The organism is Streptomyces sp. NPDC100445 (assembly GCF_044759735.1).
In the GTDB taxonomy this organism is placed as follows: Bacteria; Actinomycetota; Actinomycetes; order Streptomycetales; family Streptomycetaceae; genus Streptomyces.
This window is the reverse complement of record NZ_JBIVZV010000016.1, coordinates 148,820-169,672: the sequence shown is the minus strand read 5'-3', so window position 1 is coordinate 169,672 and position 20,853 is coordinate 148,820. Positions and strand designations below refer to the sequence as shown.

The 20,853-nt window shown below is 69.5% G+C and carries 12 protein-coding genes; 9 read left to right on the top strand and 3 right to left on the bottom strand.

The window, feature by feature from the left end; all coding sequences use genetic code 11:
• Positions 1-119 precede the first annotated feature (119 nt).
• The 4 genes from ACIQVT_RS31825 to ACIQVT_RS31810 all read left to right on the top strand — a co-directional run bounded on the left by ACIQVT_RS31825 (position 120) and on the right by ACIQVT_RS31810 (position 4,247).
• Positions 120-1,130 carry a hypothetical protein gene (locus tag ACIQVT_RS31825; protein WP_403762075.1) on the top strand — a complete coding sequence of 337 codons (1,011 nt, stop codon included), beginning with the start codon at positions 120-122 and terminating at the stop codon, positions 1,128-1,130.
• Positions 1,131-1,243: 113 nt separating this feature from the next.
• Positions 1,244-1,657 (top strand): very short patch repair endonuclease, encoded by a 414-nt coding sequence (locus ACIQVT_RS31820; protein WP_403762216.1) that lies wholly within the window; start codon positions 1,244-1,246, stop codon positions 1,655-1,657.
• The gene (locus ACIQVT_RS31815; RefSeq protein ID WP_403762072.1) at positions 1,654-2,661 is read left to right on the top strand and encodes a DNA cytosine methyltransferase; all 1,008 of its coding nucleotides are present in this window, start codon (positions 1,654-1,656) and stop codon (positions 2,659-2,661) included. The genes ACIQVT_RS31820 and ACIQVT_RS31815 overlap by 4 nt, the downstream gene beginning before the upstream one ends.
• A complete protein-coding gene (locus ACIQVT_RS31810) occupies positions 2,658-4,247 on the top strand; it encodes a DNA cytosine methyltransferase (protein WP_403762069.1) in 1,590 nt (529 codons plus the stop codon). Before ACIQVT_RS31815 ends, ACIQVT_RS31810 begins: the two co-directional genes overlap by 4 nt.
• On the opposite strand, the gene ACIQVT_RS31805 is transcribed toward ACIQVT_RS31810, so the two are convergent.
• Genes ACIQVT_RS31805 through ACIQVT_RS31795 form a run of 3 tightly spaced genes read right to left on the bottom strand, consistent with a single transcriptional unit; the run spans position 4,222 to position 8,239 of the window.
• On the bottom strand, positions 4,222-5,100 hold the full coding sequence (locus ACIQVT_RS31805) for a DUF6339 family protein (RefSeq protein WP_403762066.1): 879 nt from the start codon (positions 5,098-5,100) through the stop codon (positions 4,222-4,224). The two genes, ACIQVT_RS31810 and ACIQVT_RS31805, sit on opposite strands and share 26 nt — an antisense overlap.
• Positions 5,097-6,092: a hypothetical protein gene (locus ACIQVT_RS31800; protein WP_403762063.1), complete on the bottom strand. Its 996-nt coding sequence runs from the start codon at positions 6,090-6,092 to the stop codon at positions 5,097-5,099. The genes ACIQVT_RS31805 and ACIQVT_RS31800 overlap by 4 nt, the downstream gene beginning before the upstream one ends.
• On the bottom strand, positions 6,089-8,239 hold the full coding sequence (locus ACIQVT_RS31795; RefSeq protein WP_403762060.1) for a helix-turn-helix transcriptional regulator: 2,151 nt from the start codon (positions 8,237-8,239) through the stop codon (positions 6,089-6,091). Before ACIQVT_RS31795 ends, ACIQVT_RS31800 begins: the two co-directional genes overlap by 4 nt.
• Before the next feature lie 463 nt (positions 8,240-8,702).
• Between ACIQVT_RS31795 and ACIQVT_RS31790 the strand changes: the two genes are divergently transcribed.
• The 5 genes from ACIQVT_RS31790 (at position 8,703) to drmB (ending at position 20,798) form a co-directional block, all read left to right on the top strand.
• Positions 8,703-8,909: a hypothetical protein gene (locus tag ACIQVT_RS31790; protein ID WP_403762057.1), complete on the top strand. Its 207-nt coding sequence runs from the start codon at positions 8,703-8,705 to the stop codon at positions 8,907-8,909.
• Between the two features lie 117 nt (positions 8,910-9,026).
• Entirely contained in the window at positions 9,027-13,784 is a 4,758-nt protein-coding gene (locus ACIQVT_RS31785) for a DEAD/DEAH box helicase (RefSeq protein ID WP_403762054.1), read from the top strand.
• The gene (locus tag ACIQVT_RS31780) at positions 13,781-15,685 is read left to right on the top strand and encodes a UvrD-helicase domain-containing protein (protein WP_403762051.1); all 1,905 of its coding nucleotides are present in this window, start codon (positions 13,781-13,783) and stop codon (positions 15,683-15,685) included. The genes ACIQVT_RS31785 and ACIQVT_RS31780 overlap by 4 nt, the downstream gene beginning before the upstream one ends.
• On the top strand, positions 15,682-18,936 hold the full coding sequence (locus tag ACIQVT_RS31775) for a helicase-related protein (protein ID WP_403762048.1): 3,255 nt from the start codon (positions 15,682-15,684) through the stop codon (positions 18,934-18,936). Before ACIQVT_RS31780 ends, ACIQVT_RS31775 begins: the two co-directional genes overlap by 4 nt.
• Positions 18,933-20,798 carry a DrmB family protein gene (gene drmB / locus ACIQVT_RS31770; RefSeq protein ID WP_403762045.1) on the top strand — a complete coding sequence of 622 codons (1,866 nt, stop codon included), beginning with the start codon at positions 18,933-18,935 and terminating at the stop codon, positions 20,796-20,798. The genes ACIQVT_RS31775 and drmB overlap by 4 nt, the downstream gene beginning before the upstream one ends.
• Positions 20,799-20,853 lie beyond the last annotated feature (55 nt).

The window sequence follows — 20,853 nt, the reverse complement described above, 5'->3', positions numbered from 1 at the left end:
GGTCCGGTACGGCGGCGGAACCGCGCCTGACCGGAAAGCACCCGAGACCAGCCCGCGCCCCCCTTCCACACCCCCACCGCGCCGCACCTCCGTCAGCGGCCGGCAGTACGGTGTCCCCCATGCGCCCCGACACGCCTGCCGAGAACGTCGACCACACCGCCGAAGCGGCACGCCTGGAGCGGACCGCCGGCCTGTACCCCGAGGACGCCGAGGTCCTCCTCCTCCGGGCGGCGGCCCACCTGGAACTGTCCGGTGACCGCCCCGCGGCGACCACCCTGTACGACCGCCTGCTGGCGACCGCCGAAGCCCTGGAGAACCCCGCCCTGGTCCGCGCCCTGAAGGCGTCGAACCTGTGGGAGTACGGTCACGAGGCCGAGGCTCGCGCGATCATCGAGGGCCTGCGCGCCTCGGCCCCGCGCGACCCGGCCCCCTGGGTGATCATCGCCGAGGCGCTGGAGGCCCACGACGAGCTGGAGGCGGCGGAGGACACGTTCACCGAGGCGGCCCGCCTGCTGCTGGCCGACCCGTCCGAGCCCGCTCCCTCCACCCACCCCCTCCTCTACGGCCGGCACCGCGTCCGCCGCATGCGGGGCCTCCCCCACGACGACTGGGACACCCTCGCCGACACCCTCCACACGTCACCGGTCACCCTGGACGAACTCCACGACCCGAAACGCGTGTGGTCCCTGGGCTCGGACAACCCGGCTGAACTGGCGGCGGAGATCTCCCGCCTCCGCGCCGAACTGGGCGCCTACCGCGAGGCCCTCTCCCGCCCCTTCCCGGTGGCCGTCCTGCACTGGCCGGCCCCCGAGCTGGCCGAGCTGCTCGCGGCGTACCCGGCCCTGACCTCGGAATACCCCTCCCACGAGGCCCACCTGTCGACCATAGAGACCTCCCTGCGCGAACTCGCCACCTCCGGCACCCCCAACCTGGGCATCGTCACCGGCACGGTCCCCTCGTACGAGGCCTTCGCGGCGTCGGAGGGCACCTCCCCGCAGGACACCACCCTCCTCCCCCAGTACGCGACCACCCTGGCAGCCCGAGGCCGAGCCATCGCCTGGCCACCGCAGCGGGGGTCGGAGTGCTGGTGCGGGACGGAGGCGGGGTACGCGGAGTGTCACGGGGCGTAGACGGAAGGGACCGAGGAGCCGGTTCTCCTCCCGGGCGCACGAGGCGCGTCGACCGCCGGCAAAATGCTCCCGTGCCAGATGTCACCCCGTCCTCTCCCGCCGTGTCCGCCCGCATGAGCAGGCAGGCGAGCAAGGACACGGCGGCCGAACTCGCCGTGCGACGGCTCCTGCACGGTGCCGGTCTGCGCTACCGCGTGGAATACCCGGTGCCGGGGATGGCCAGGCGCCGGATCGACGTGGCGTTCACGTCCGTCAAGGTGGCCGTCCTCATCGACGGCTGTTTCTGGCACGGGTGCCCGGAACACGCGACGCAGCCCAGGTCGAACGCGCAGTGGTGGCGACAGAAGCTCGACCGCAACATCGCCCGCGACGTGGAGACCACCGAGCATCTCGTGGCCGGCGGGTGGGAGGTCCTGCGGTTCTGGGAGCATGAACCACCCGAAGCGGTGGCGTCGCGCATCGTGGAGGTGGTGCAGCGACGCCGTGCGACCGGCGGACGCGGACGATCCGGGAGGAGGGCTCGATGACCGGGCTGACGTTCGTCGATGTGTGTGCGGGTGCGGGCGGGCTGGCTCTCGGGCTGGAACGGGCGGGCTTCACTCCCCGTCTTCTGGTGGACATCGAACAACGGGCCTGCGAGACGCTCCGGGCCAACCGGCCGCACTGGAGCGTTCTCAACGCGGATCTGCTCGATTTCGATCCGGTGGACCATCCCGAGGCGTACGACGTCGACCTGCTCGCCGCCGGTCTGCCCCGCGTCAGGTCGAGCGCCACGGTGACGGGGCGATCGTCGGACACGGAGATCGGTCTCCTCCGGGCGACCGCCTATCTCGTCCATGCCGTGCAGCCACGCGCGCTGATCATCGAGAACGTGCCGGCCCTGGTCGACGAGCAGGCGTTCGCGCCGGTGCGGGACTTCCTCCGTGAGGAGATGGAACACCTCGGTTACGAGTTGACCTGGTTCGTACTGAACGCATACGACTTCGGCGTACCCCAGGACCGCAGGCTGGGCATTCTCGTGGCCGTCAAGCAGCAGTGGGCGAGCGCCTTCCGACCGCCCCGCCCCACCGTCCACACGCACGTGTCGGTGGGAGAGGTGCTGGCGCCGTCGATGCGTTCGGACGGTTGGCCGGACGCCGACCGCTGGGCCGCCCAGGCGACGGGCGTGGCGCCCACTTTGGTGGGCGGGTCCAAGGCACACGGAGGCCCGGACTTCGGTCCCACCGGGACGAAGGCCGCGTGGCGGCGGATGGGGGTCTACACGAAGTCGTTCGGTGACGACCTGCCCGGTCCCGACTTCAAGTGGAACCCGGCCCTCGGCGACGAGGGACTGGTCCGGATCACCGTGGACCAAACGGCCCTCCTCCAGGGTTTTCCCGAGGACTGGCGCTTCGCCGGTGGCAAAACCGCCCGCTACCGTCAGGTGGGCAATGCGGCACCGCCGCCCGTGGGCGAGGCGCTGGGACGAGTGGTGGCCGATGCATTGCGGGAATCATCACCCGCGCACGCCGGCTACACTTCAAGCCCATGAGCCACATCGCCGAGGAAGACGTTTCACCTGTGGGTTTCCGCATTCTGGATCTTTTTGCGGGCCCCGGTGGGCTGGATGTGGCGGCACACGTCCTGGGTCACGAGGTCACCGGGATCGAATGGGACCCCGGTGCCTGCACCACCCGACGTGCGGCGGGGATGGACACCTTCCGAGGTGATGTCCGGCAGTATCGTGCCGCTTTCTTCCCGCGCGCGCAGGTCCTGACGGGGGGCCCACCCTGCCAGACGTTCACCGTGGCCGGTCACGGAGCGGGCCGCAGGGCGCTGGACCAGGTGCTCGAGTACATCGGGCGCCTGCACGAGGCCGTGCGTGCCGAGGACCAGGAGTGGACGAAGACCTTCGGGGTCTGGCGCGAGATCTCCGAGGAACTCCGTCGCAAGGAGTTCAGGGCAAGGGACGTCAAGGCCGAGAAGCGCGAGGTCGACGAGCTGCGGATCACGAAGCGCAGGGCCATCAGGCACAGGCTGGAACAGCTCGGGAACTCGGCCGACGAGATCAAGCAGGTCCTCAAAGCGCTCAGGAATCCGCAGAAACTGCCGTTCTCGGACGACGAACTCAAGGGACTCCTGAAAGAGTTCAGCGACCTGAACGACGAGCACAACGCGTTGCGGGACAAACTCGAAGAGCTGGGCGACGAGCGGACGGGCCTGGTCCTGCAACCTCTGTGGTGGGTGATCGAGAGAAGCCGTCGGCCAGGTCTGGAACCTTTCGAGGCCGTCGTCCTCGAGCAGGTGCCCGCGGTGATGCCGGTGTGGAAGGCGTACGCCGAGGTGTTGGCCTCGCTGGGTTACCGGACCGGGACACAGATGATGCACACCGAGGCCTTCGGAGTGCCTCAGACCCGACGGCGAGCGGTGCTGATGGCTCGTCTCGACAAGTGTGGCCCCTCGGGCGAGCCGCTCCCGCAGGTGCCCGAAAGTCACGAGCGCTACCGGACGGGAGGCTGCCTCACCGGTCGGACGTGGGCAGCGGGGCAACCGGACACCCTTCCGCTGGGAGTTCCGGAGGAGGACGTCGCGGAAGGCGCGAAGGACTGCTGGGTCTCCATGGAGAAGGCCCTCGCCAGGGCGCGGCAGATCTCACCGGAGAAGGTGCACGAACGTCCCCCCTATACCGTCGTCTCGAACTACGGCACCGGGGGGGATCCGGAGGCGCGCGGCCGACGCGACCACGACGCTCCTTCCGCCACGATCACGGGGAAGGTCTCCCGTAACCGTCTGGTCCGGAAGGGCACCGACGAGGATCTGCCCCGTTTCGATCGCTTCACCTTCGCCGAGGCGGGAGTGCTCCAGACCTTCCCCGTCGAGTACCCCTGGAGCGGCAACGACGTGTCCCAGCAGATCGGCAACGCGGTGCCGCCCAGGCTCGCCCTGCATGTGTTGCGGCACGTACTCGAACCGGAACTGGGCGAGACCGAGGCCAGGGCCAGGCTGAACAAGGCCGTCGAGGATCTGGAGACCTGGAAGCCCGGGCAGCCGGTGGAGAACCGCGGACATCGCCATCTGAAGGGGCACCCGCTGGCGCGGATGCCCCTCGCCGTCACACCTGAAGCGTCCGCCCCCTGACCGGGGCTGTCTCGAACAGTTCGGCGAAGTAGTCGGTGAGTGCGGCCACCGACCTCTCCGGAACGGGCTCCTCGTCGGGCCCGTCCGGCAGGGAGTGGCGCGGCACCGGGGGCGCGGACTCCGCCTCCGCGATCCACCGACGGAGCGCCTCGGGGTCACGGGGCTCGTCCGGGGCCAGTACGTCGTACACCAGGGTGGCACCGGCGGTGTTGATCGCCGTCATGAGGCCGTTGATCTCACGACCGGTGCTGAGGACCCCGCGTTCCAGGACACGCACGAGGGCCTGCGCGGTGGGTCGGTGATCGATCAGGTCCAGGCGCAGGGCGTTGTGGATCAGATCCTGGTTGGCGCAGGCGGCCTGCACCGGCGTGTAGTCCCCACCATTGCGGAACATCTCCGCCAACCACCACAGGCGTGAGAAACACTGCCGGTCCGCCGCCCCCTTGAAACGGTCCCGGTTGATGCGTGGCGGCCCACCGCCACGGCGGGGCGCCGGCGGATGACGGAACGCCACGTAGTCCGGGGCGACAGCCAGCGCCAGGTGGTTCCACAGCCTCTGATCCGCGGCCTCACGACGAGTGAGGCGCAGCGTCGCATGCAGACGAGGCGCGAGCCAGCCGTCGGCGTTCGTCCGGGCGGCCTCGAACTGGTGCATCGCGTCGTCCACCAGGTCCCTGAGCGGTTCCACCGCCCATCGGGCGTCGTCCTCGGGCAGCGGTTCGACGACCTTGGCCAGGTCCACGCCGCCGTGCCCCTGGACCCCCCGGAGAAGATCCTCGGTGAGGAAGGGGTCGGCGGCCGTCGCGGCGAGCAGGCCGAGCCGATCGGGAAGGTGGTGCGGCTTCTCGATCACGCGCTGTCCCTTCGGTTCATCTGCTGGAGTGCGCGCAGGACGTTGGCGAGCGCCTTGCCCGCACCGGCGCGGCGCACCGCGGCGTAGTGGACACGGGTCTGGAGCTCCCCCCATCCCGCGTCGTCGGTCCGACGGCGATGCACCTGCCGGAGCGCCTCCTCGACGCGGAGGCCCGGCGCGACGTCGGGCAGCATCTCCCGCAGCACTTCGCCCCGCCAGTCGCTGGGGAACACGGGTGACCCGTCGGGTTCGACCTCCAGGTCGCCCACGGCGCTGTGGAACACCGCGGTCCATACGTCGGTGGCCATCTGTGAGAGCAACAACTCGTGGACCTTGTTCTCGATCCCCCCGCTGTCACCGGCGAGGAGGTCAGAGAAGCCCTCTATGTCGGTGTTGATCATCACCAGCGGCAGCCGGCCCGAGGCGTCGATCACCCAGGGCACGTCCGAGTACGGGCGCAACCACTCCCGCGCGCTCCTGGAGAAGCTCGCCTGCTTCACATCGAGACGCAGACCACCGAGCGGCTCCTCGGCGACGACATCGACGGTCCAGTCCCCGTCCGTCTCCGTGATCGACCGACCCGGCACGTCGCCGACCGTGGCCACCGCATGGACGGCCAGAGAGGCACGGCCCACATGGTCGTCGCGGAACATCTGGATCTCACCGGACCACTCCTTGCTGTCCGGAGCGTCCTGCCGCAGGTCGAAGGACGAACGCACGTTGGTGGCGCCCTCGGTGAGCACGGCCAGCACCCGCAGGTCGCTCCACGGGGCATCCGGATCGGTGGCCCCGGGAGGCAGTGTGGCCGACAGACCGATCCTGGCCGACACCCATTCCTCGTGCTGCGCCACGCCCAGGGCCACTGTCCGCTGGGGGGTGGAGTACGCCGAGGTGTCCAGACGGTCGCGTGTGCCGTCGGGCAGCTTGAGGGAGGCCGAGGTCACCCTCACGGTGATCGGACGGTTGAGCCGCTTGTACGGATAGAACTTCATGCCTCACTCCCTGTGCCGGCACGGAGTTCGAGAACCAGCCGCGTCAGTTCGGTGCGCACCGGATGGCTCGTGACCTCCGTGGCGCCCCGGAAAACGGCGCGACGGGAGCGGGGCGTGAAACGGAGCACCCCCCTGTCGACCTCGCATCCCTCCACCGCGACGAGCTCCGCCCAGTCGAGCCTGGGGCGACTGCCCGACCGCACGTCGAGGAGGACCACCGGTGTCATCGCGGGCAGTTCCTCGGCGCGCGGCAGCTTCACCTCGGCCGTGATCCGCCACTCCCCACCGACACCGATCTCGGCCTCCAGTGCGTCGAGCTCCGGCAGAGCCGGCCCGGCGGCGCGCTTGGTCGCGGTGCCCTTGGCCGGGACGGTGAGTTTCTTGCGCAGCTTCGCGCTCTCCTGTGACCCGGTGCTGCGAGGCCGGACGACGAGGCCTTTCACCGCCGCGTTGACCTCGGTGGTCAGTCTGGAGATGCGGTGGTGTGCCGTGTGCGACCACCGGAGGGTCAGCTCCTCGGTCTGACCCCAGCGGTCGTGCTCAGGCGGTTCGGCGGCGCGCAGAAACTCCTCGGCCTCCTCGGAGAAAGGCGCGGACTCCCCGGCCGCCTTCCCCAACAACAGGACGGCCTGGAAGGAGTTGACACCCAGCGGCAGCCCGGGGACGCCGGCCTTCTTGATGGTCATCCGGTTGCCGCGCAGGGAATGGACCTGGTTCGGCACGCCGTCCCTGTCCTCCGCCTCCGTGACCAGAAGCACCCCCGGGTGTGTGCCGAGCGTGCCACCACGTCCCCCGGACAGGGGCAACCGGAGCGGGACGGTACGGAGCGCCACCTGACCGGCCTCGGTGAGACGATCCACGGTCGTCCCTTCGTAGAAGGCGCGCAGCGCCCTGGTACGGGAGGGTTGTCCGTCGGTGGGGTCGACCTTCTCCTCCTCGATGACGACCTCGCCGTTGCGCAGGGTGCGGACCGAGGTCTCCAGCAGGGGGAGCCTGCTGCCGCCTCCGGTCATGGCCGCCCAGAAATCCCGGCTCAGCGCCTCGACCAGGCGGCGGTGCATGACGCGGATGTCCCGGGTCCCGTCGTCGTCGGCCCCGTTCTCCTCGTCCTCGGCGGAGTCCGGTCTGCTCTGGTCGAGGCTCGCCACGTCATGGGCACCGACGACGAGGAAGGACGTGCCCGGCTCGTCGTTGTCACGGGTGAGATGAAGACGTTCGACCGTCTCCTCGTCCGCCCACCAGGAACGGACCACCTCCGCACCGGGTGTCTCGGGGTCGGGGCGACCCAACCATGCGGGGCCCGCGTACTGGTTGCCGTCGACGGAACGCCACGGCAGTTCCAGGCGTCCGATGACACGCCGTTCGGTGCGTCCCTCGTGCGGGACGGACAGCGTGGAGTTGATCAGCACCATGCCGAGTGCGCTGGTCGCCCAGAGGGTGGCCTTCCCCAGACCGTAGGAACCGCCCGCGCCTCGACCGGACTTGAGACTCTCCAGCTGCCGGCGGACGACAGCCGCGAACTTGCCGTCGCCGTAGTCGTCACCGGTCAGACCCGAGGCGTTGTAGTCGTCGATCCGCAGGAGGATCAGGCGACTGTTCTCGAACATGTCCCGCACACCTGCGTCCACGACGCGTCCGACCTTCTGATCGGCGGCGGACTCGGAGACCGCCCGGTAATGGGGCTGGAGCTCGTCCCACAGGACCGCGGCCCGGAACGCCTCCAGGGCCTCACCGGTGAGTTCGTGGATCGTGTACCGCACGCGGACCGGGCGGCCGTTCTGCACGATCCGCTCGTCGAGACTGTTCTGACAGGTCTCCCGGGCGAGCACCTGGACGTCCGCGTCGAACGCGAAGGCCGCGGCGTTGCCGCCGTCGCGCCCACCGTCCTGGTACCCGGGCCGGTGGTACCAGGTGACGGGAAGCCCGGCCTGGGTGTCGGTGGTACGGGTGTGCACCGTACCGAGGTCCGTGCCGAGTGCCTTCGCGATCTCACCCATGACGGACGGACGCGGCACCGAGCGACCGGTGATCCATGCCGAGACCGCGGCCCGGGTCAGTCCCAGCTCCTCGGCCAGCTCGGCCTGCGTCATGCCCGCGATCTTGAGCTGACGGGCCAACCAGGGCCCGAAGTCCTCACCGGCCTCCATGTGGCCTCCCGCTCTTCGCCGTATGTCGTTGTGTCCACGACCGCGGACAGGCTAATTTGACGGAGGGGAATCGGTCAACTGTCGCTTGACATAGCCCAGATCGAGGCCACCGACGGACGACTGTCCGATCCGTCCAATAGATCGCCTTTGATGAGCTATGTACGAAAAAGAAGCACGGAGAGCGGGTGAGGCGGTGGAGCGGACCGTCCACCGGTCGACCTCTCGGATCGCGAATGTGAACCGCAACGCGAATCGGATGCCTCAAGTCCGGTGATTCGGCCGCGAATTGGGTATGGCGCGAACCCGGAGAGCCGTCTAAGGTTCCCCATCAGCGGAAGTGTCCGCCTCACTCGGAGAACTCCTCCGTGAAACGGGTGAGTTGTGCCCTCTCGCGCTCACCCAGCCCCGAACACACTTTCCAGTGCGGGCACCCTTGACAAGGACCGGAGGACGCGACATCTCCATGGAAGACCCTCCCGAGGAACCGGAGTCCCTGCACATCCTCCTCCCTCATTCGCTGCGTGAAATCAATTCGGTGCGGTTGGCGCTTCTCACGGCCGACTCCGAGGCGGAACGGAAACAGATCCTCGACTCGTTCGGTACGACTATCGAGGAATTCACCGAGCTCTTCGACCATTGGTCCGGTCACACCGGTCCCGAGCCCGGCTGATCTTCCGGCGGCGACTCTCCCGCCACATCACCGCAGGTCGACCGAGCTCACATCGACCCACGTCCGACTCTGTCGGCTGCTCTACATGCCACTCGACGCAGGAGCCGTGAAAAATCCATGTCCGCCTTGCCACCACCGGTCGTCCGCACGGTAATCGAACAGTCCTCCCGTGTTCTGAAGACCTACGAGGTCGACCCAGGCCTCGTCCCGGAGCACGCCAACGGCGAACGCCGCATCACCCAGGGCGGATACGGCGATCGACAACTCTTCGAACTGGTGCAGAACGCTGCCGACGAGATCGCCGCGAAGCCCGGGGGCTCCGTCCAGGTCGTCCTCACCGACACGCACCTGTACTGCGCGAACGAAGGCGACCCGGTGACACCCGAGGGCACGGAGACCATTCTTCGAATGAGCATGTCGCGCAAACGGGGAGGCCAGATCGGTCGTTTCGGCGTGGGTGTGAAATCCGTTCTGGTCGTCACCGACACCCCGCAGTTCTTCAGCAGCTCCGGCTCCTTCGGCTTCGACCGCGAGTGGGCGTTCGAAACGATACGAGCCGTGCCCGGCGTGCGGGAACATCTGGGCGAGCGGTTCGAGGCGCCGGTGCTGCGCATGGCGCGCCCTCTCGACTCGGACGCCGAACGCGCCCAGGATGCGGTCCTCGACGACCTCCTGAGCTGGGCCACGACGGTGGTCCGTCTGCCTCTGCTCGCCGGGGCCGCCGGCAGGTTGGCGCTGGACATGCACGGCGGGCGGACGGCCGCCGGATCGGCCCGCGAGGAGTTCCCGCTCGGTTTCCAACTGCTCTCCCCGCACGTGGCGAAGGTCGTCCTCGAGGATCGCCGGCCCCGTACCGCCGTCCGCCGCGTGCTGACCACCGAGCAGACCGGGGACCTGCACACGGTGACGGAGGAACGGACGGACGCGACGGGAGGAGCGGCCGTCAGCGCCCGTTGGCGGGTCTTCTCCGTCACGCACGAACCCGGTTTCGCGGCCAGGGACGACGCCGGCGAACTGCACGACCGCCTCACGCTGGATCTCGCCTGGGCGGTGCCCGCCCTGGAGAAGGACGGCAGGAACGGGCTCCACGTGAGCCCGCAGTCCCGGGGCCGCGGACGGTTCTGGTCCTTCTTCCCGACCAAGTACGAGATGTCTCTGAGCGGCATCCTCAACGGGGCCTGGAAGACCAACGAGGACCGGCAGAACCTGCTCGACTCGTCCGCGTTCAACGTGGAGATGATCAAAGTCTCCGCGGCGTTGGTGGTCGACTCTCTGCCTCGCCTGGCGCCTGACGAGGACCCCGCCGCATATCTTCCGCTCCTGCCCGGTCGTGTGAAGGAGGCGATCAGCTGGGCCGACGAGTTCCTGACCCGGGAGATCTGGGAGCGAACGGCCGTCCGCCCGTCGCTCCCCGATCAGGAGGGCGTTCTGCGCGTCCCGGCCGAGTTGCGCATCCCTCCGCGTCTGGACAAGGAACGGAACGCCGATTGGCAACGGATGTGGCACGAGTGTCCCGGCCGGCCCTCGGACTGGCTGCATCCCAACGCCGACGCCGACCCGTTGCGCTCGGGCAAGGTGGAGCACATCCTCACCGCGGCCGGACACCGGCGGGCGGACGTGCGTGCCTGGCTGGAGGCGCTGGTCGAATGCGGCACCGCCGAGGCATCGGCCACGGCGATCCGCATCCTGGCCGACATTGTGGAGGCCGGGTCGTCGGCGGCCCAGGAGGCCCGTAAGGCGAAGATCGTACTGACCGAGGAGCACGGCCTGGTCCCTCCTGTCCCCGGTCAGGTCTTCCGTCGTGCGGACGAGGACGGACTTCGGGAGTCCCTCGTGTACGTGGTCGGCGAGATCGGGCGGGACCCGGACCTCGCCGCCGCCCTCAACCTCCTCGGTATTCGCGAGGCGGATGTCGAAGGTCGGTTCATCAGCGTGCTCGACCAGGGCTTCGATGACTACGGAAGCGCCGAATGGGAGCGCTTCTGGGGCCTTTTCCGTCAGGCAGGCGGACGCCGATTGACGCACGTCGTGCTCCGACAGGTCCCGAACGCCCGCGAGACCCTCCGCGTACGGACGGCCGACGGGAGGTTCCGTCCCGTGCGCGACTGCATGCTGCCGGGTGCGGTGGTCGACGCGGGACGCGATGCGAGCATCGCCGTCGACACGGACTTCCACTCCGACGACCTCGCCTTCTTCCGCGAGATCGGTTTGCGGGAGCTGCCGTCGGGGTCGGTGCGTCCGGAGGGCGAGGCCTGGTTCGAGGAGTATCGGGAGGCCGTCCACGCGTCCTACCTGCGAGGGCTGGATCGGCGCGCCCCCCGCCCGTCCCTCAACCGTACGAAGGTGGAGGGATCCGCGATCGGTGGCCCGCTGCACCTCTTCCGGTCCCTGTCCGAGGAGTCCCGTGCGGCTTTCCTGAAGGCGCTTCCGGACGATGCGGTGGTGGACAACTGGACGCGTCAGATCGGTGCCCAGTCGAGCACCCGGCAGGCCGTGATGTCACCCATCCGCTGGATGCTCAAGAAGTACGGCACCGTGCTCACCTCCCAGGGGATGAAATCCCTCGACCAGGCGGTGGGGCCCCAGCTCGCCGCCTATCGCGACGTGCTGCCGGTCGCCGACATCTCTCCCGAGAAGGCGCGCAAGCTCCGCCTTCCCACCACGATCGACGACGTGCCCGCCGACCATTGGGCGTCCCTCCTCACGGAGGTGTCCCGGAGCGAGGACGACGCCTTCGTCGGCAACACCTACGTGATGCTCACCCGGTTCGGCGCGGCCTTCCCCGAGGACTCGCTGACCCGCTGCCGGATCGGCGACGCGTGGGACACCCGCCCCGACGAGGAGATCACCGTCGCGGTGGGCCCCACCGAGTACCGGGCACTGCGCGCCGAACAGCTGCCGACCCTGCTCGTGGCGACTCCCGAGGACGCCGAGCTGATGGTCGAGAAGTGGCACATGAAGCGGTACACCGACACCGTGACCCGGGAGACCCGCGAGGTCCCGGACGGCGATGCGGTCCCCCTCGTCGAGCTGTACCCCGCCCTGCGACTGCGGCTGAACAGCGGCAACCGGAACAGCACGGTACAGCCGTGCAAAGAGCTCGAGGAGGTGACCCGGACGCCGAACGCCGCCAAGACCCGCCCCCTGGACGCGGTCCGTCAGGGATCCACGATCAAGGTCCTGGTCCCCCTGGGGCCCGAGCCGATGCTCCGCCTGATCGATCGTGAACTGGAACTCGGGCTGGGCGCCGCCGGTTGCAGGGCCGTCCTGGAGCACCAGGAGCGGATGGCGCGGGACAGCAGGACCAAGGCGGCCCTCAAGGCCGTCCGTGACGCCGACGACGTGGTCACCAAGATCGAATTGCTGGTCGGCGCGGAGGCCCTGCGGTCCGGTCTGCCCGAAGGGCTGATGGACGCGGAGCTGGAGGCCACCGGGGGTGCGGAGCCGTCCGGTCACCGCATCGCGCAGATGGCCTTCAACTCGCGCGGTGACAGGGTGCTCCACCACCACGCCAGGGACATCCAGGCCAGATTCCCCAACGCGCCCGTCGGATACGGCGGTTCGTCCGCCGCCGTGGCATTCGTGTCGAGCCTGGGGCTGCCGGTGACCTTCGCAGGTTCCCGGACGCCGTCACCACCGGCGTCCGAGACGATCGAGGGTCCGCGGGACTTCCCTCGGCTCCACGACTACCAGGAGGACCTGGTCCGCAACATCACCACGTTGCTCGACCGACTGGCCCCTCAGCGCGCCATGCTGTCGCTGCCGACCGGAGCGGGTAAGACCCGGGTCACCGCGGAGGCCGTGATCCGCTGGGTTAAGCGGGTCGGTGACCTGCAAGGCCCCCTGCTGTGGATCGCGCAGACCGAGGAACTGTGCGAGCAGGCGGTGCAGAGCTGGAAGTTCGTGTGGAGCAAGGTGGGGGCCGAGCGACCTCTCACGATCGGTCGGCTATGGGGTGGCAACGAGGTGGGGAACGTGCTGGGGCATCCGCACCTGGTCGTCGCCACGGACGCCAAGTTGGAGCGATGCCTGGACACCGAGCAGTACGAGTGGTTGCGGGGTGCCTCACTGGTGATCGTGGACGAGGCCCACACCGCCATCTCCTCCCGGTACACCGACATCCTGGGAAGCCTGGGGCTGACCCAGTACGAGACCCGCCGCCATCTCCTGGGCCTGACCGCGACGCCGTTCCGCAACACCAACGAGGAGGAGACGCGTCGTCTGGTCAACCGCTTCGGCGGCCGGCGTCTCGACGAGGGAGTCTTCCCCTCCGGTGATCCCTACGGAGACCTCCAGGAATGGGGGATGTTGGCACAGGTGGAACACCGCACCCTGGAGGGCGGCAGCATCGAGTTGACCCGTGACGAGAAGGCGCAGGCCGAGCGCATGGCCACGCTCTCACGTTCCGCCGAGCAGCGGCTGGCGGAGGACCACGCGCGCAGCCGCCGCATCGTCGACGAGGTGGTCGGTCTCGACGGCTGTCCGACCCTGCTCTTCGCCACTTCCGTCGATCACGCCAACTACCTCGCCGCGCTGTTGAACGACCGAGGTGTCCCGGCCGCCGCCGTCGACTCGACGACCAGCGCACAGGACCGACGACGACGGATCGAGGACTTCCGGGCGGGACGTCTCCGCGTTCTCACCAACTACGGCGTCCTGACGCAGGGGTTCGACGCCCCCGCCACACGCGTCGTGGTGGTGGCCCGCCCGGTCTACAGCACCAACGTCTACCAGCAGATGATCGGTCGGGGGCTGCGCGGGCCGAAGAACGGCGGGAAGCCGACCTGCCTGATCCTCGATGTCAGCGACAACATCGCCAACTTCGACACCCGGCTGGCCTTCACCCGGTTCGAGCACCTCTGGAGCCCCAAGTGACCGATGTCTACCTGGACAGTCCGCCGCTCACCGACGAGCAGCGGGCCGTGGTCGAGCAGCCCTGGGACGCCCGCGTCCTGGTGACCGCCGGAGCCGGTGCGGGCAAGACCCACACCCTGGTACGTCGACTCGACGCGCTGTGCGGCCACGAGAACCCGGAGGAGTCCCTGGAGGCTGCCGAGATCCTCGTGCTCACCTTCTCCCGGGCCGCCGCCCGGGAACTGCGGGAACGGATCTCCCGACACGGGGAGAGGGCCCGACGGGTGCGTGCCCGCACGTTCGACGCGTGGGCCCACGAGGTACTCCGCCAGGCGCATCCGGACGGTCCTTGGGAAGCGGTCGCCTTCGACGAGCGGATCGTCGCCGCGACCCGGGCGATAGAGAAGGGCGCGTTGGAGGTGGGGGACGCCGTCCCGCCGACACATGTCGTCATCGACGAGGTGCAGGATCTGCTGGGCGGCCGCCGTGAACTGGTGGAGGCACTCCTCGACCGCTACCAGGACAGCTGTGGTTTCACAGTCGTCGGGGACGCCGCCCAGTCCGTCTACGGCTTCCAGATCGAGGACCCGCGCGAACGCGCCGACGAGACCGGCCGATTCTTCGACTGGCTGCGCCACTCCTACCCCGACGATCTGGTCGAGCTGCGGCTCACCCGGAACTTCCGGGCCGACACGGCCGAAGCCCGCGTCGCGCTGGCACACGGTCCCCGCCTCCAGCAGGTCGGCAGCCCCGACGAGGCGGGAACGCTCTACGACGAACTGCGCGACCTGCTGCTGGACCCCGTGAACGGCATGGGCGACCTCGGTGACGCGTTCACCCTGGCGGGCCTGCGGGCGCTCACCGACACCTGCGTCGTCCTCACCCGTGACAACCGGGAGGCCCTCGCGGTCTCCGGCCTGCTGCACGCACATGGCGTGGAGCACAGGCTGCGACGCCCGCTCGAGGAGCGTCCGGTGCCGTACTGGGTGGCCGAACTGCTGCGCGGCACGGAGGCCACCGGCCTCACCGAGGACCGGTTCCGTTCCCTGCTCGCGGGAATCCCTCTGCCGTACGAACCGAACACCGACGCCCTGTGGGCCGTGCTGCGTCGGGTGGCCCGCGGCGCCGGGCGGGGCGTGCTCGACCTGGACCGGCTCCGCCGAGCGGTCGCCGACGGAAGGTTCCCCGACGAGGCAGTCGATCCGGAGACCGCCCCGATCGTCGTCTCGACGGTGCACCGAGCCAAGGGGCTGGAGTTCGACCGGGTGATCGTCCTGACCCCGCCGACCATCGCCGACCTGCACAGGCGGTACGAGGACGAGCTCGATCTCCCTGCGGAGGCGCGCGCGCTGTACGTGGCGATGACGCGCGCCCGCAAGGATCTGCACCATGTGACCCCGCCCGAGCTGCCGCATCTGAGGAGAGCGGGTGGCCGGCGTGACGGCCGCCGCTATCTCGGTTCCTGGCGGTCCTACGACAGGTACGGCATCGTCGCCGAGGCGGGTGACGTGTGCCGGGACAACCCGCCCGGCACGGCGACGGACGCCGTCGCCACCCAGGCGTACCTCCTGGAACGGGTCCGCCCCGGCCGGCCGGTGCGGTGGCGCAAGCGGCACGACATGCCGATGGGCGAGTCGCAGAGCCCGCCGTACGCACTCCTGCACGACGGGCGGGAGATCGGCGAGGCCTCGCAGCGTTTCCGTGAGGAGCTGTTCCAGGTGCAGAAGGTGAACCGTGACCGGGATCCCTGGTGGCCCGACGAGATCCACGACCTGTGGATCGACACCCTGGAGACCGTGACGGGCAGCACCGCCGCCGGTGCCAACGCCGGACTCGGTGAGCGGGGCGCCTGGATCGCCCCGCGGATCACGGGCATCGGCCGGTACCGGAGAGCCGACGACCACGAGGAGCAGCGCGCATGAAGCAGGTGACAGGCAGACACGCCGAGCACTACCGCGTCCGGGACGAGGAACTTCTGGTGGGGCTCCGCCGTGAACTCCTCGGTCCCGCCGAGGACGCCGTGCCGGACGACCGTGACGAGATCCTCACCCGTGACGCACCCATCGATCGCTATCCGACCGGCGTGCTCCACCCGCGTGCCGCGGGCACGACGACGCGGACACGGCAGGACGAGGCGGTCGCCGAGCAGGACGGGCTGGACGTCCCTCCGCTGCTCACCCGTGACGACGTGGAGGAGTCCGGTTCCGCGCAGGAGATCGTCACCGGGGGAGACAGGCGTCCCTCCTCGATGGGCCTCACCTTCGCGGTCGACCCGACCATGAGCGAGTCGATCGTGGTCTCGGCGCGCGCGGCCGTCTACGAGCCCACCGATGCCGACGGCAATCCGATGCCGGCCCGCCGCGCCGAGGCCCGTACCACCGCGGACCAGCGGGAGCACTGGCGGCGCAGGAAACTCGTCCTCCCGGACCGGATCGTCGACGTGACCCGGCCCGCTCCCGGGGAGCTCCTGGAACTCACCGAGGAAGCCGCGTTGCACGTCAACGTCCGGCGGCCCGATCCGACCACCGGCACGGTCACGATCACCGTCACGCTGATCAACATGCGCACGGTCGGCGAGTGGGATCTCCGGGATGCCTTCTCCCTGTTCCAGTGCGGTCTGAGGGTGCGAGCGGCCGACGGCTCCACCGCCTTCGTCGAGCGTCCCGCGCCGATCGCGGCCCACGACCCGGACATCGCCACGAGCCGACTGTTGCACCGCCATGCCCCGTCCTTCGCGATCGGTCACGGCTGTGCCGCCGAATGGGATTGGACCCCCCAGCCGATCGGCATGACCGAGACCGTCCCGGCCGCCGTCACCGAGGTGCGCAGTGCCTTCGTGCCCACAGTGGAGGTGCTGCTCACCGACTCCAACCCGGAGATCGACAGCTCGGCCCTGTCCATGCTGGGGCTCGCGGAGAAGTCCGACACGGAGGTGCTGACCGCCCTGGAGGAGCTGGCGACGGGCTACGAGCACTGGATCGCCCGTAAGGCCACCGAGGCGGCGTCCCTGGCGGAAGGCCCCCACGACAAGCCCGCGCGGGACCATGTGCAGGCCTGTCGGGAGGCACTCGACCGGATCCGCGAGGGCATCGAGCTGCTGCGGGCGAAGCCCGACCTGATGAGGGCGTTCCGGCTCGCCAATCGAGCCATGGCCGACCAGCGCGCACGCAGCGTCTGGGTGAAGAGCGGATGCGCGGGTGCCCCGGACCCGGCCACCGGTCGCTGGCGGCCCTTCCAGATCGCGTTCGTGCTGCTCTGCCTGGCCGGCATCGACGACCCCGACCACCGTGACCGGCGGATCTCCGATCTGCTGTGGTTCCCGACCGGCGGCGGCAAGACGGAGGCCTACCTCGGGCTGATCGCTCTCACGTCGTTCCTGCGACGCATCCGCAGAGGCGCCGACGGCGGCGGTGTCACCGTCCTCATGCGCTACACACTGCGGCTGCTCACCCTCCAGCAGTTCGAGCGTGCGGCGATCCTGCTCTGCGCGATGGAACAGATGCGGCGACACATGCCCGAGTTGGGGCTCGAGGAGTTCTCCATCGGTATGTGGGTGGGCCGCTCGGCCACCCCGAACACGCTGGTCGAGGCCGGCCGGAAGCTCGACGAGCTGCGCGCGAACCTCGGGAAGCGCCTCGCCACCGAGAATCCCGTCCAGTTGCATGCCTGCCCCTGGTGCGGGACCCGTCTCGACGCCCGGGACTACGAGGTCGACGAGGACGCCAGGCGGATGCAAGTCCGCTGTCCCGGTACCGACTGCGACTTCACCGGCGGCCTGCCCGTTCACCTGATCGACGAGGCGGTGTACGACGCCCGTCCGACACTGGTGATCGCCACGGTCGACAAGTTCGCCTCCATGCCGTGGCGTCCGGCTACCTCCGCCCTCTTCAATCTCGACGATCCGGACGACGGCACCCCTCCCCCGGAACTGATCGTCCAGGACGAGCTCCACCTGATCTCGGGTCCGCTGGGGACGCTCACCGGTCTCTACGAGACCGCCGTGGACGCGCTCGCGGGCCGCCCCAAGGTGATCGCCTCCACGGCGACCATCCGTCGCGCGGCCGACCAGGGTCGGCACCTCTTCGCCCGCGACGTACGGCAGTTCCCCCCCGCCGGCCTGGATGCCCGTGACTCGTGGTTCGCCGTGGAGACACCGCGCGAGGAGAAGGCGAGCCGTCGCTATGTCGGCCTCCTCGCCCCCGGCACCAGCCAGTCGACCCTGCTGATCCGCACGTACGCGACGCTGCTGCACCGGGTCGAGCACGCGAAGACCGAGGACGAGGTGCGCGACGCGTACTGGACCCTGGTCGGGTACTTCAACAGTCTGCGGTTGCTCTCCGCGGCCGAGCTCCAGGTGCACGACGACGTCGTGGCCTATCTGGAACTGCTCGCCGAGCGGGAAGGGGTGGCGGTCCGGTCGGTCGCCAACTATTCGGAGCTGACGAGCCGTGTCGACGCCAGTGAGATCCCCGCCCGCCTCAAGGGCATCGAGAAGAGACTGCCCGACGAGGACACCGTGGACGTCCTGCTGGCGACCAACATGATCGCGGTTGGGGTGGACGTCGACCGTCTCGGTCTCATGGCCGTGATGGGTCAGCCGCAGACGACCGCCGAGTACATCCAGGCCACCAGCCGGGTCGGCCGCGCTCACCCCGGCCTGGTCGCGGTCATGCTGAACTCGGCGCGATCCCGCGACCGCTCGCACTACGAGAACTTCCAGCACTTCCATTCGGCCCTCTACCGCGAGGTCGAGTCGACCTCCGTCACTCCGTTCTCCGCCCGCGCCCGCGAGCGGGGCCTGCATGCGGTGATCGTCGCCCTGGCGCGCCTCATGATTCCCGCCGCCCGGCCGAACGAGGCGGCCGGCAGGGTCGAGTCCTACAAGCATCTGCTCCGGGGCCGTATCAGGTCCGTGCTCCTGGACCGCGTCCGCGAGGTCGCCCCGGAGGAGACCGACGCGGTGTCCGAGGGCTTCGACGAATTCGTCGACTGGTGGTGCGAGGAGGCGGACATCGACAGTGGTCTCCTGTTCGAACCCCGCAGGGGCAGTCGCGCCCCTTCGCTCCTGAAGGCCTACGACGACGAGTCCGAGGACGCCGAGGCGTGGCCCACGCTGTGGAGCCTGCGCGACGTGGATGCCGAATCCGCCCTGTTCATGGAGGCAAGCCGATGACCCCGCCCCCCGCCCGTCGTCGCCGGACCGGCGCGAACGGCGCCGTCCCCGCCCACAACCTCCCGCGGCGCGGTGCGGTCCGGCGTGCCCAGGCGATCACCACGTACGGCGTCGGATCGCTCATCGCCGTCGATCACGAGTCCTTCGTCGTCTCAGGGCTGGACGAGGCCGACAGGAGTTGGCGTGCCGACGAGGCACCGCGGATCCACGAACGACGTCTGGCCCGACTGCTCGGCGTCGACCACTTCAGGCTGCCGCCCGCGTCCGACGACAGCAGCAAGGACGGTCTGCGGGTCAGGCGCTTCCCCGTGATGCACTCCTGCCCCGAGTGCAGGGAGCTCCAGCGACACCGTGACTTCGACCCACCGGCCGGTCGGAGTGTCTGCGGCGAGTGCGGGGTCGACCTGGTCCCCTCCCGTTTCGTCGTCGCCTGCGAGGCCGGACATCTCGGCGAGTTCCCGTACCGGGAATGGGTGCACCGCTCCACCGACCGGGACGTCAGGACGTCCGGGCAGTGCGGGGGAAGGCTCAGGCTGCGATCGTCCGGCCGTACCTCCTCGCTCCGCTCGATCCTCGTCTCGTGCACCTGTGGGCAGGTTCCCGAGGTCTCGATGGAAGGATCCTTCCGCAGGAACGCCCTGAAGGACCTGGGGCTGACCTGCCGGGGCCACCGTCCCTGGCTCGGTACGTCCGCCCCCGCCGAGGACTGTGGGCTCCCTCTGCGCACGTTGCAGCGCGGTTCCTCAACGGTGTGGCAACCGGTGCTGAAGTCGGCGCTCTCCATCCCCCCGTGGAGCGACGGCCGGGCGGATCCCCTCGCCGGGCACTGGAAAGCCCTGCGTCGGTACGACAGGCGCGAACACATCGAGATATACCTCGCAGGCGCCTTCCCGGAAGGATGTCCCGTACCGCTGGACGAGGTGATGACGCTGCTCGAGGCGGAGCGCGAGGAGGATCCCGACGGCGACTCGACCGCCGACTCCGACCATCATTACCGCGCCCTGCGCAACAAGGAGTACGAGCGTCTGCGTTCGGGCAACGACGAACGGGCACTTTCTCGCGACGAGCAGTTCGTCTGCGAGACCCCACGAGGTGACCGGAGCGTTCTCGGTCCGCTCGGCGTCACCGGCCCCATGCTGGTCAAGAAGCTCCGCGAGGTGCGCGCTCTGAAGGCGTTCACCCGGCTCGCCGACCCCGAGTCCACGACCGAGGCGAAGGAGATGCCGCTCTCCGACTCCCCCCTGCGCTGGCTTCCGGCCATGGAGGTGCGCGGCGAGGGAGTCTTCCTCCGCCTGGACGAGGACCGACTCGACGCCTGGGAGAAGGCTCCGGCGGTGGCGGCCCGGGTCGAGCGGATGCGTAGCGCTCACCAACGGGTGCTGGAACAGCGGGCCGGCGACCCCAGCCGGGTCGTCCCCTCCCCGGCCACCCCTCGCATGGTGCTGCTGCACACCTTGGCCCACGTGCTCATCGACGAATGGAGCCTGGAGGCCGGTTACCCGGCCGCGGCGCTGCGGGAGCGGCTCTACGCCGCCGACGACATGGCCGGGGTACTCGTCTACACGGCCACGAGCGATTCCGCCGGCAGTCTCGGCGGGCTCGTCGCGCAAGGCGAACCGGACGTCCTCGATCGCACGATCCGTTCGGCAGTCCACCGCGCCGAGTGGTGTTCCTCCGACCCGCTCTGCATGGAGAGCGAGGTGTCGGGCGCCGGTGGGACGAACCTGGCCGCCTGCCACGCCTGCGTGATGCTCCCCGAGACGAGCTGCGAGCACAACAACATCCTGCTGGACCGCGCGTTGCTCGTGGGTACCCCCGACCGCCCGGACCTGGGGTACTTCGCGCACCTGGTCGATCACTGACATCGACCGACCTGGCGGATACGACCGGACCACGGCCGACAGGGGCGCCGCCCCA